The organism is Allobosea sp. GW821-FHT10B12, from assembly GCF_059415545.1.
Map to the genome: position 1 here is coordinate 136247 of NZ_JBWKNL010000003.1, position 11078 is coordinate 147324.

Consider the following 11078-nt stretch of genomic DNA (forward strand, 5'->3'; position numbering starts at 1 on the left):
GAGGCGATGGATTGGGCAGCTGCAGATCTGGCGGAACGCGATCTCTACAAGCTCCTCGTCAACACGGTGCTGCCGCGACGGGCGCAGCCATGCGCCGGAGGAATCGATCGAGCCGGAGCAGGCAGGTGACGGCGCCCGCGTCCTGGCCGAGACGGTTCGCCTGCTCGATGCGAACCTGGGCTGAGGCGATGGATTGGGCAGCTGCAGATCTGGCGGAACGCGATCTCTACAAGCTCCTCGTCAACACGGTGCTGCCGCGCCCGATCGCGCTCGTGACCACCGTCGATCCGCAAGGGCGCGCCAATGCCGCTCCCTTCAGCTTCTTCAACGTCTTCAGCCATGCGCCGCCGCTGGTGGTGCTCGGCATCGAGGGACGCGATGGCGCTCATTCACCGCTGAAGGACACCATGCGCAACATCCGCGCGACCGGCGGCTTCGTCGTCAATCTCGTCAACCGCGCCATGGTCGAGGCGATGCAGATCTGCGCCATCGACTTCCCCGACGACATCGACGAGATCGCGGCGGCCGGACTTGCGACCGCGCCCGGCACGTCGGTCAGGGCGCCGCGCCTTGCCGCCTCCCCCGTCCAGTTGGAATGCCGCGAGACGGTCTCGCTCTCGCTCGGCACCCGGCATCGCAACCTCGTCGTCGGCGAGATCGTCCATCTCCATATCCGCGACGACATCGTCGACGAGCGCCTGCATGTCGACATCGACAAGCTCGATCTCGTCGGCCGCCTGCATGGCGTCGATTGGTATCTGGGCCTGCGCGACCGCTTCCAGGTTCCGCGTCAGACGCTCGACGGCTGGCGCCAGCGAACGCAAGCCAATCCCGAAGGAGAGGTGTCGTGAGCGGCACGATCTACGTCATCAATCCCAACTCGACCGAGCGCGTGACCAGGGAGATCGACGTCGCCGTCGCGCCGCTGCGCATGGCGGGCGGCCCGGCGATCGACTGCCTGACGCTGGCGGAGGGCCCTCCCGGCATCCAGTCGCAGCGCGATGTCGACGGGCTGATCCCGGCTTTGCTGAAACGCGCCGCCGACCTGGAGAACGAGGCGGCGGCCTTTGTCATCGCCTGCTTCTCCGACCCCGGCATGCATGCGCTGCGCGAGCAGAGCGAAAAGCCGGTGCTCGGCATCGCCGAAAGCGGTGTGCTGACCGCGCTGACGCTCGGCCAGCGCTTCGGCATCGTCGCGATGCTGCAGAACTCGATTCCGCGCCATCTGCGCTATCTCGGCGCGATGGGGGTGATGGATCGCTTCGCCGGCGATCTGCCGGTGAACCTCACCATCGCCGAGATGGCCGACGACGCGCTCACGCTCGGGCGCATGATCACCGTCGGCCGGACCTTGCGCGACACGCACCATGCCGACGTGCTGGTCATGGGCTGCGCCGGCATGGCGCGCTTCCGCGAACCGCTGGAACGGGAGCTCGGCATCCCCATCGTCGAGCCGACACAGGCGGCGGTGACGCTGGCGATCGGGCGCGTGTGTCTGGGCTGGGGCGGGCGCCCTCTCCGCGCGAGCTGAAGCATGGACGATCTCGCTGCCGAACTCGCCGGGCTCCCCGGCGAGGCGAAGCTCCTCGTCTCCGCACAGGACAAAGGCCCGTTCCGTCGGCCGCTCCCTGCCCGCTTCCACCAGTAACTGAGGACGATCATGGCTTTGCTCGATGAAACCGCGAAGGGTGTCTACGTCATCGCGGTGACGCCCTTCACCGAGACCGGTGCGCTCGATCTGGAGAGCACCGACCGCATGGTCGATTTCTATCTGGAGAAGGGCGCGACCGGCCTCACCGTGCTCGGCATGATGGGCGAGGCACCGAAGCTGACGGCGGAAGAATCCCGCATCTTCGTCCGCCGGGTGTTGGCCCGGGTCCAGGGCCGCGTGCCGGTCGTCGCCGGCGTCTCCGCGCCCGGTTTCGCCGCGATGCGCGAGCTCAGCGAGAGCGTGATGGACGATGGCGCCGCCGGCGTCATGGTCGCGCCGCCGTCGAATTTGCGCACCGATGACCAGATCGTCGCCTATTACGCCATGGTGGCCGAGACACTGGGGCCGAAGACGCCCTTCGTCCTGCAGGATTTCCCGCTGGTCACCCAGGTCCAGATCACCCCGGCAGTGATCCTGAAGATCGTCGCCGCTCATCCGGGTTGCGTCATGCTCAAGCACGAGGACTGGCCGGGCCTCGCCAAGATCTCGGCCCTGCGTGCCGCCAGCGATCGGGGTGCGCGCCGGATCTCGATCCTCGTCGGCAATGGCGGCATCTTCCTGCCGGAGGAACTCTCGCGCGGCGCCGACGGCGCCATGACCGGCTTCGCTTATCCCGAGATGATGGTCGATGTCTGGCGGGCCCATGCTGCCGGCGAGATCGAGCGGGCGCACGATCTCTTCGACGCCTATCTGCTGCTCGCCCGCTACGAGCAGCAGCCCGGGCTCGGCCTCTCCATCCGCAAGCACATCCTGGCGAAGCGCGGCGCGATCGCCTCCGCCACGCTGCGCAAGCCGGGCGGGGCATTGTCCAGGATCGACATCGCCGATATCGAACGGCTCATTGCGCGCCAGGAGCAGCGCCTGAAGGAGATCGGCTGATGGATCTGGGACTGACCGGAAAGCGCGCGCTGGTACTTGGGGCGAGCCGCGGACTTGGCGCGGCGATCGCGCAGACCCTCGCCGCCGAGGGCGCGACCGTCATCGCCGCGGCCCGCAGCACCGATGTGACGGAAAGCTGGATCGCCGCGCTGCCTGTGGACCAGCGCGGCCGCGTCAGCGCCGCCAGGCTCGACCTGGCCGATCTCGGCTCGGTCGACGCGCTCACCGACCGCCTCGTCGCAGCAGGCGGCGTCGACATCCTGATCGGCAACTCCGGCGGCCCGCCTCCCGGCGAGGCTCGCGACGCCAGGCGGGCCGACTGGCTCGTGCATTTCGAGGGCATGGCCGCCAACCTCTTCCACCTGGCGCAGCGCCTCCTGCCCGGCATGGCGGAGCGTGGCTGGGGACGCATCGTCACCATCGCCTCCTCCGGCGTCGAGCAGCCGATCCCGCGCCTGGCCCTGTCGAACGGCATCCGCGCCGCCGTGATCGGCTGGTCGAAGACCCTGGCCTCCGAGGTCGCGGGCAGCGGCGTGACGGTCAATGTCGTCCTGCCCGGCCGCATTCACACCGAGCGCGTCAACCAGCTCGACGATGCCGCGGCCGCCCGCAGCGGCGGCACGCGCGAGGCCGTCGCCCAAGCCTCGATGGCGGCGATCCCGGCAGGCCGCTACGGCAAGCCGCAGGAATTCGCCGATGTCGTCGCCTTCCTCGCCAGCGAGCGGGCGAGCTATGTCACCGGCGCCAAGATCCGCATCGACGGCGGCCTGATCAGAGGCATCTGAGCGTACGTCCACCGGCCCGGGCATCCTCCCGAGGCCGGTGCAGGCATTGCGTCGCCGCAGCTCGCAGCCTTGCTTCGAGCGGAGGTCGAGCCAGCGACGGCTGCTTGACAAGCAGCGCTCATTTCGGTGTGCATCTCCGGCGGCTCGCCAACGGGCTGCAAGGGTTCGTGTTCGAGATCATGATCGCACACAGCATGGCAGGAAGCTTCCGGTCCTGGTTCGCCGCCTCCGCGGCCGAATTCGGCTGCCAAGTCTCCAGCGGCCGAGGTTGACGGCAGCGCGCCGCGCGCCCTCCCTTCCGCCGACTTTACCAATATCCTCCGTTTTTCAGGGACCCGCGCGAGCGGGCCGATCCGTCCCATGTCCGATTCCCCGATGATCCTTGCTTTGTCCTGCCCCGACCGCCCGGGCATCGTCGCCGCCGTCTCGACGCTGCTGTTCGAAGCCGGCTGCAACATTCGCGACGCGCAGCAGTTCGACGACCTCGAAACCGGCCGCTTCTTCATGCGGGTGGTGTTCGACCGGCTGGAGGGCGCCCGCAGCGCCGCCGAGATCCAGGGCCTCGTCGACGAGCTGGCGGCGCGCTTCAAGATGAGCGTCTCGCTGCGCGATGCGGCCACTCGCAAGCGCGTCATGCTGCTGGTCTCGAAATTCGACCACTGCCTGGCCGATCTGATCTATCGCTGGCGCATCGGCGAATTGCCGATGGAGATCGCCGGGATCGTCTCGAACCATGCCCGCGAGCACATCGCCTCGACCGATCTCGGCGACCTGTCCTTCCACCACATGCCGGTCAACCGGCAGACCAAGATGGAGCAGGAGGCCGAGCTCTGGCGCCTGATCCAGGAGACCGGCAGTGATCTCGTCGTGCTCGCCCGCTACATGCAGGTCCTGTCCGACGGCCTGTCCGCCAAGCTCTCGGGACGCTGCATCAACATCCACCACTCCTTCCTGCCGGGCTTCAAGGGCGCCAAGCCCTATCACCAGGCGCATGAGCGCGGGGTGAAGCTGATCGGCGCAACCGCGCACTACGTCACCTCCGATCTCGACGAGGGGCCGATCATCGAACAGGACGTCGAGCGCATCAGCCATCGCGACACGCCCGACGATCTCGTCCGCAAGGGCCGCGACATCGAGCGGCGCGTGCTGGCGCGGGCCGTGCGCTATCATCTGGAGGATCGCGTATTGCTCAACGGCAAGAAGGCCGTCGTCTTCACCGACTGAAGCGCCCCGCCGGAGCAGGCGAGCAGCAAAGCTGGGCCGGGCCCTCGCGACCCCGGCCCGACCAATGGTGGTTCACCCCTGGAAGCGGGCGCGACACGCCGGCTGCGCTAGACTGCCACCTCAGCCTTGATCGCCGCCTGCGGCGAGTAGTCTTCGACCTCGAAATCGTCGATCCGATAGTCGTCGATGCTCGCAGCATGCCGGGTGAGCCGCATGGTCGGGAACGGCCGCGGCTCGCGCGCGAGCTGCTCGCGAGCCTGATTCAGGTGGTTGAGATAGAGATGGAAGTCTCCGCCGACCCAGATCAGCTCGCCCGGGCGAAGCCCTGCCTGCTGCGCCAGCATGAGCTGCAGCGCCGTGGCCCCGACAAAGTTGAACGGCGCCCCGAGCAGCAGATCGACCGATCTCTGGAACAGGAGGCAGTTCAGGCGCCCGTCCGAGGTCACGTGGTACTGGTACACCATGTGGCAGGGCGGCAGCGCCATTGAGCCGAGTTCCGGAACGTTCCAGCCGTGGAAAAGCATCCGGCGGCTCGCCGGATTGGTGCGAAGCGTCTCGATCAGCGTCGCGATCTGGTCGTGCTCGCGGCCATCCGCGCCGAGCCAGCGGCGCCATTGCTTGCCATAGACCGGGCCGAGCTCGCCCCAGCGCGCAGCGAATGCATCGTCCTCGACGATGCGCTGCTCGAACGCGTCCTGCGAGATGGCTTCGCCGGTCTCGCGGCGATAACGGTCGAGCGGCCAGTCGGTCCAGATCCGCACGTTCTCGCGCAGAAGCGGCCGGATATTGGTGCCGCCGGTCAGGAACCAGAGCATCTCCTTGACGGCGGTCTTCCAGTAGACGCGCTTGGTCGTGAGGATCGGCGCCTGCCCCTCCGAGAGGTCGAACCGCACCATCGCGCCGAACAGCGAACGCGTGCCGACGCCGGTGCGGTCGAGCCGCTCGTCGCCTCGCTCGAGCACATCCGACAGAAGGTCGAGATACTGATATTCCGGATGCCTACGCTTCACTCACGGCCTCCACCAAGGTTGGCTCCTCTGCCGCGCCTCTCCCCCGCACTGAAAGAGCGCGCCTGCAGGCGATCGTCCTTGCGGACGCCGGCGCCGAGGACGCGCTGCCACGGGGCGTGATGCTGGTGCATTGAACCCGAATTCGAATCTGCAGAGCCCGCGACCTTAGCGCCATCCGCGCCGGCGCGCTCCTCGCGCGTCGCAGCTCTCAACCGCTTTTCACGCAGCCCTCGCGGCCAAGTCTCACAGCATCGAAATAAATCGTGATCGCTCCGGATATTGCAATGCCGAAGGATCGCCCCAATCTGAATGCCTGGTGAACAGAAGGGGCGCTTCGGGCCTGCGCTTGAAGCATCGGACGAAGGTGGCTTCCGGTTTCCGGAACGATCCGATGCTCCATCAAAAGCCCGGCTGATGAGGATCGTATCATGAGCAGACTATCCATGCTGGCCGCACTGCTTCTGGCAGTGGGCCTGGCAGGGCAAGCTTCGGCCTCCGCCTGGGCCGACAGCAAACCGGACAATCCGGCCGCCGCCGTCAAGCAGAAGATCACGGAAGCGCAGGCGCGCTCCATCGCCTTCCGCCACGGCCTCGTCCATGTCGAGGAGATCGCCCTGTCCGATTGGCGCTGGGAGATCTCCGGGCGCGCTCAGGGCGGCGTCGAGGTGACCCTCGATCTCAATGCCTATGACGGCTCGGTGATCGGCGGTGCGGCAGCGCCCTGAGCGCATTTCTTCGGAAAACAGCACAAGCCGCGGGGCTTTTCCCGCGGCTTTTTCGTATTTGCGCAGAAATTAGCCGGGGCACCCTCCTGCTCTCTTTCCCCGCGCGTCCGCAGCGCCTATATTCCGCTTGCCACTCGCAAGAGCGGCTATGGCGATAAACGGACTTCGTAATAAGCCTTTCGGACCCGGGGGCGGTACCCGGCGCCTCCACCACAGCCCTGCAGCACCGGCAGCAGGGCTTCGGCGGGGGCGAAATAGGATCGACGAGGGTGTAAAGGTTGTTCTTTTGCCCGGCATGGTTCCGCCGTTATCGGGCCGTTGCATAGTTGCCAACGACAACAATGCTCGGGTTGCTGTCGCCGCGTAAGCGGTGCTGGTTCCCAAACCAAAGCCCTTGCGCTTAGCCGCGTAAGGCGGGGCTCGGAGGCGCCTGGCAACAGAAGCCTCCACTTTTTTGCGTGGGCTCCAGCAGCCGGCGCGGAGCGGCAAGGGAGTGCTCTCCTTTGCATCAGAAACGCTCTAAACTGATGGAATCGGTCACGTTTTTCGTTTCGGGGAGCTTCCCACCGGTCGCGGCGTGATCTAGAGGAGCGGAAACGGAACCCGGACCCGATGACCAAGGATATTCTCCGCTACGACCTGATGGTGCAGGACGCGCTCAAGGGCGTCGTCCGCAAGATCCTGTCCGAGGCGGGCCGCGACGGGCTCCCGGGCGAGCATCATTTCTATATCACCTTCCGGACCACCGCGCCGGGCGTGCGGCTCTCGCAGCGCCTGCGCGAGAAGCATCCGGACGAGATGACGATCGTGCTCCAGCACCAGTTCTGGGATCTCAACGTCAGCGACCACGCCTTCGAGGTCGGGCTCTCCTTCTCCGGCGTGCCGGAGCGGCTGCTGATCCCCTATGACGCGATCACCACCTTCTTCGATCCGTCGGTCCAGTTCGGCCTGAAGTTCGAGACGCAGGACGCTGCCGGCGAGGCGCAGGCGAGCGAGCCGGCGGCCCCGGCGAAGGCCCCGCGCGGCGCCGCCTCCGAGCCCAGCGTCGCACCGGCCGCCCCCCTCGCTTTGCCGCCCAAGCCGGCGCAGAAGGCGCTGCCGGCCAGCGGACAGAAGGAAGCCGCCGAAGCGGATGCCGAGGCCAAGCCCGAGGCGGAGGAGGAAGGCGGCGCCCAGGTCGTCAGCCTCGACGCTTTCCGCAAGAAGACCTGAGACTTAAGGACTCCCAGCATGACCGGATTCCGCAGCGAGACCGATTCCTTCGGTCCGATCGACGTCGCCAATGATCGCTACTGGGCGGCGCAGACACAGCGCTCGCTGCAGAACTTCAAGATCGGCGGGCCGGCCGAGCGCATGCCGCTGCCGCTGGTCCACGCCCTGGTCCTGGTCAAGAAGGCGGCCGCCACGGTCAATGCGAAGCTCGGCCTGCTCGACGGCAAGATCGAGACCGCGATCGTCCAGGCCGCCGACGAAGCGCTCGCCGGCAAGTTCGACGAGCATTTCCCGCTCGTCGTCTGGCAGACCGGCTCCGGCACCCAGTCGAACATGAACGTCAACGAGGTGCTGGCCAACCGCGCCAACGAGATTTTGGGCGCCGGCCTCGGCAAGAAGAGCCCGGTCCACGCCAATGACCACGTCAACAAGGGCCAGTCCTCCAACGACAGCTTCCCGACCGCGATCCATATCGCCGCCGCGCTCGCCGTCGCGAACGAACTTGTGCCGGCGCTCGGCCGGCTGAAGGACGCCTTCGACGCCAAGGCGAAGGCCTTCGCCGATCTCGTCAAGATCGGCCGCACCCATCTCCAGGACGCGACCCCGGTCACGCTCGGCCAGGAATTCTCCGGTTATGTCGCGCAGATCGAGCTCGGCATCGCCCGGATCGAGCAGACCCTGCCCGGCCTGCTCGCGCTCGCCCAGGGCGGCACAGCGGTCGGCACCGGCCTCAATGCCCATCCCGATTTCGCCAAGGCCTTCTCGGCCGAGGTCGCCAGGCTCACCGGCCTGCCCTTCCGCACTGCCGACAACCTGTTCGAGGCGCTCGCCAGCCACGGCGCCATCTCCTACAGCCATGGCGCGCTGACCGCGCTCGCCATGGACCTGTTCAAGATCGCCAATGATATCCGCCTGATGGGCTCGGGCCCACGCTCCGGCCTCGGCGAGATCAGCCTGCCCGAGAACGAGCCGGGCTCCTCGATCATGCCCGGCAAGGTCAACCCGACCCAGGCCGAGGCGCTGACCATGGTCGCGACCCGCGTGCATGGCAACCAGGCCACCGTCGCCTTCGCCGCCAGCCAGGGCCATTTCGAGCTCAACGTCTTCAAGCCGGTGATCGCGCAGGCTTTCTTGCAGTCGGCTCGCCTCCTGGCAGATGCGGCCGACAGCTTCCGCACCAATTGCGTCGAAGGCATCGAGCCCAATCGCGAGCGCCTCGCCGAATTGCTCGCGCGCTCGCTGATGCTGGTGACGGCGCTCGCCCCGGCGATCGGCTACGACAAGGCCGCCGGCATCGCCAAGGCGGCCCATCACAACGGCACGACACTGCGCGAGGAAGCGCTCAAGGCCGGCGTCGATGCCGCGCTCTTCGACAAGACCGTCGTCGCCGAAGACATGCTCAGCCCGGGCTGATCATGGCCGAGATCGTCAATCTCCGCCGCGCCCGCAAGGCCCGCGACCGGGCCAGTGCCGAGGCGCAGGCTGCGCAGAACCGGATCGCGTTCGGCCGCACCAAGGCCGAGCGCAAGCTGACCGAGGCCGAGAAGACGCTGGCCGAGCGCCACCTCGAAGGCCATCGTCTCACCGACGATCCCGACGGCAAGGACAAGGCGTGAGCGGCAGACTATGACCGGCCTGCGCAAGCGCTCCCTCGCCATCGCCGGCCACCGCACCAGCGTCTCGCTCGAGGAGCCGTTCTGGGAGGCGCTGAAGGAGATCGCGGCTGCCGAGAAACGGCCCATCGCCAGCCTGGTGGTGGAGGTCGATTCCGGCCGCGGCGAGCTCAACCTCTCCTCGGCTCTGCGCCTGCGCGTGCTCGCTCATTATCGCGGGCGGACCGAGCCCGCGAAGGTCACCCCCGCGGATTGACCAGCAGGCGTCGCGCCGTCTCCACGACCGCGCGCGTCAGATCGGCCAGCCGCTCGGCCGCGACCCGATTGACCTGCCAGAACAGCGGCGTGTCGAGCGCCGTACCCGGCATCAGCTCCCGCAGCCGGCCGGCATCGAGATGCTCCCGCACCAGCAGTTCCGGGTTGGCGCACCAGCCGATGCCGAGCAGGCTCGCCTCGACGAAGCCTTGCGTCGACGGCACCCAATGCACCGGATGGCCGGGGCTTTTGCCGAAGGCGAGCTCCATCCACTGGCTCTGCAGGCGATCCTTCTGGTTGAAGACCAGCGACGGCGCCTGCGCCAGCGCGCGCAGCGTCACGCCGTCGGTGAAATGGCGCGCCATGAAGTCCGGGCTCGCGGTTGCAAGGTAGCGCAGCGAGCCGAGCGGGATCACGCGGCAGCCCTGGATCGGCTTGTCCAGCGCGGTGACGGCAGCGAGCACCCGCCCTCGCCTCAGCCACTCGGCCGTGTGCTCCTGATCGTCGACGGCGATGTCGATGAGATGCGGACTCCGCTCCGCGAACGCAGCGACAGCACGCAGGAACCAGGTCCCGAGGCTGTCGGCATTGGCAGCGATCCGCAAGGTGACACGCTGCTGCGGCTGATCCGGCTCGGCCAGCGCCGGCAGCCGCGTCATCAGCTCGCCTTCGAGCAACCCGACCTGCTCCATATGCCGGCAGAGCCATTCGCCGCGCTCGGTCGCGGTGCAGGGCTGCCCCCTGACGATCAGCACCGTCCCGAGCCGCTCCTCGAGCTGCTTGACCCGCTGCGAGACGGCCGAGGGCGTGACGTTCAGCGCTTGGGCCGCCTTGTCGAAGCTGCCGGTCCGAACCACCAGCGAGACGGCCTGCAACGCGGGATAGTCGAGCATAACATTAGCTCAGCTTAATCAGCATAATGATGTTTAACTACACTAAGGCAGCCTTAGCGCCTAGGCAGAGCGGCGAAACGGGACCGCCACTCATGCCTTTCTCCGTCTATGTCACCGGCTTCACCATGGGCCTCAGCCTGATCGTCGCGATCGGAGCCCAGAACAGCTTCGTGCTGCGGCAGGGCCTCAGGAACGAGCATGTCTTCGCGATCTGCCTCACCTGCGCGCTGTCGGATGCGGTGCTGATCCTGGCCGGCATCGTCGGGCTGAAGCAGGCAACGGCGATGCTGCCCATGCTCGAACCGGCCCTGCGCTATGGCGGCGCCGCCTTCCTGATCTGGTATGGCGCGCGCAGCCTGCTCTCGGCCCTGCGCTCATCCGAAGCGCTCGCGGTCGGCGCCGGAGGCGCCGCGACCCTGTCGGCCAGCCTCGTTACCTGCGCCGCGCTGACCTGGCTCAACCCACATGTCTATCTCGACACGGTGCTGCTGATCGGCAGCATCGCCAGCCAATTCCCGGGGCAGGAACTGATCTTCGCCGCCGGCGCGATGACCGCCTCGTTCCTGTTCTTCTTCGGCCTCGGCTATGGCGCCCGCTGGCTGCGCCCGCTCTTCGCCGATCCAAGGTCCTGGCGCATCCTCGATGGCATCGTCGCCGCCACGATGTGGGCGATCGCCTTCAAGCTGCTGCAGGGCGGTTAATAGCCCGCCCCGAAAACCCTGTCGTGCCAGCACTTTACGCGCAGCTTCTGAATCAGCCTCGCACGCGCTT

General features: G+C 67.3%; 13 protein-coding genes, 1 other RNA gene and 1 pseudogene. 13 read left to right on the forward strand and 2 right to left on the reverse strand.

What is annotated here, in order from left to right; translation table 11 throughout:
* The 6 genes and pseudogenes from AC07O0_RS10445 to purU all read left to right on the forward strand — a co-directional run.
* A pseudogene (locus AC07O0_RS10445) lies at nt 1-184 on the forward strand (Zn-dependent hydrolase); the annotation flags it as partial.
* A 4-nt stretch (nt 185-188) separates the two neighbouring features.
* Nucleotides 189-851, forward strand: coding sequence for a flavin reductase family protein (locus AC07O0_RS10450; protein ID WP_494622659.1), 663 nt, complete (start codon nt 189-191; stop codon nt 849-851).
* Nucleotides 848-1531, forward strand: a complete 684-nt coding sequence (locus AC07O0_RS10455; RefSeq protein ID WP_494622661.1) for an aspartate/glutamate racemase family protein — start codon at nt 848-850, stop codon at nt 1529-1531. Before AC07O0_RS10450 ends, AC07O0_RS10455 begins: the two co-directional genes overlap by 4 nt.
* Nucleotides 1532-1660: 129 nt before the next feature.
* Nucleotides 1661-2590, forward strand: coding sequence for a dihydrodipicolinate synthase family protein (locus tag AC07O0_RS10460; protein WP_494622663.1), 930 nt, complete (start codon nt 1661-1663; stop codon nt 2588-2590).
* On the forward strand, nt 2590-3375 hold the full coding sequence (locus tag AC07O0_RS10465) for an SDR family oxidoreductase (RefSeq protein WP_494622665.1): 786 nt from the start codon (nt 2590-2592) through the stop codon (nt 3373-3375). Before AC07O0_RS10460 ends, AC07O0_RS10465 begins: the two co-directional genes overlap by 1 nt.
* Nucleotides 3376-3735: 360 nt before the next feature.
* Complete coding sequence (purU, locus tag AC07O0_RS10470; RefSeq protein WP_494622667.1) at nt 3736-4599, forward strand: formyltetrahydrofolate deformylase; 864 nt, start codon at nt 3736-3738, stop codon at nt 4597-4599.
* A 107-nt stretch (nt 4600-4706) separates the two neighbouring features.
* On the opposite strand, the gene thyA is transcribed toward purU, so the two are convergent.
* Nucleotides 4707-5609 carry a thymidylate synthase gene (thyA, locus tag AC07O0_RS10475; RefSeq protein WP_494622669.1) on the reverse strand — a complete coding sequence of 301 codons (903 nt, stop codon included), beginning with the start codon at nt 5607-5609 and terminating at the stop codon, nt 4707-4709.
* Between the two features lie 428 nt (nt 5610-6037).
* Here thyA and AC07O0_RS10480 point away from each other — a divergent pair, with 428 nt between their 5' ends.
* The 6 genes from AC07O0_RS10480 to AC07O0_RS10505 all read left to right on the forward strand — a co-directional run bounded on the left by AC07O0_RS10480 (nt 6038) and on the right by AC07O0_RS10505 (nt 9415).
* Complete coding sequence (locus AC07O0_RS10480; RefSeq protein ID WP_494622671.1) at nt 6038-6334, forward strand: PepSY domain-containing protein; 297 nt, start codon at nt 6038-6040, stop codon at nt 6332-6334.
* Nucleotides 6335-6424: 90 nt separating this feature from the next.
* Nucleotides 6425-6785, forward strand: a transfer-messenger RNA (tmRNA) gene (gene ssrA, locus AC07O0_RS10485).
* A gap of 161 nt (nt 6786-6946) precedes the next feature.
* Nucleotides 6947-7546: an SspB family protein gene (locus tag AC07O0_RS10490; protein ID WP_494622673.1), complete on the forward strand. Its 600-nt coding sequence runs from the start codon at nt 6947-6949 to the stop codon at nt 7544-7546.
* Between the two features lie 18 nt (nt 7547-7564).
* Nucleotides 7565-8959 carry a class II fumarate hydratase gene (gene fumC, locus AC07O0_RS10495; RefSeq protein ID WP_494622675.1) on the forward strand — a complete coding sequence of 465 codons (1395 nt, stop codon included), beginning with the start codon at nt 7565-7567 and terminating at the stop codon, nt 8957-8959.
* A 2-nt stretch (nt 8960-8961) separates the two neighbouring features.
* Complete coding sequence (locus tag AC07O0_RS10500; protein WP_494622677.1) at nt 8962-9162, forward strand: DUF4169 family protein; 201 nt, start codon at nt 8962-8964, stop codon at nt 9160-9162.
* Between the two features lie 10 nt (nt 9163-9172).
* Complete coding sequence (locus AC07O0_RS10505) at nt 9173-9415, forward strand: ribbon-helix-helix domain-containing protein (RefSeq protein ID WP_494622679.1); 243 nt, start codon at nt 9173-9175, stop codon at nt 9413-9415.
* Here the strand turns inward: AC07O0_RS10505 and AC07O0_RS10510 are convergent.
* A complete protein-coding gene (locus AC07O0_RS10510) occupies nt 9399-10307 on the reverse strand; it encodes a LysR family transcriptional regulator ArgP (protein ID WP_494622681.1) in 909 nt (302 codons plus the stop codon). The genes AC07O0_RS10505 and AC07O0_RS10510 overlap by 17 nt on opposite strands.
* A gap of 92 nt (nt 10308-10399) precedes the next feature.
* Between AC07O0_RS10510 and AC07O0_RS10515 the strand changes: the two genes are divergently transcribed.
* A complete protein-coding gene (locus AC07O0_RS10515; RefSeq protein WP_494622683.1) occupies nt 10400-11008 on the forward strand; it encodes a LysE/ArgO family amino acid transporter in 609 nt (202 codons plus the stop codon).
* Nucleotides 11009-11078: the final 70 nt, after the last annotated feature.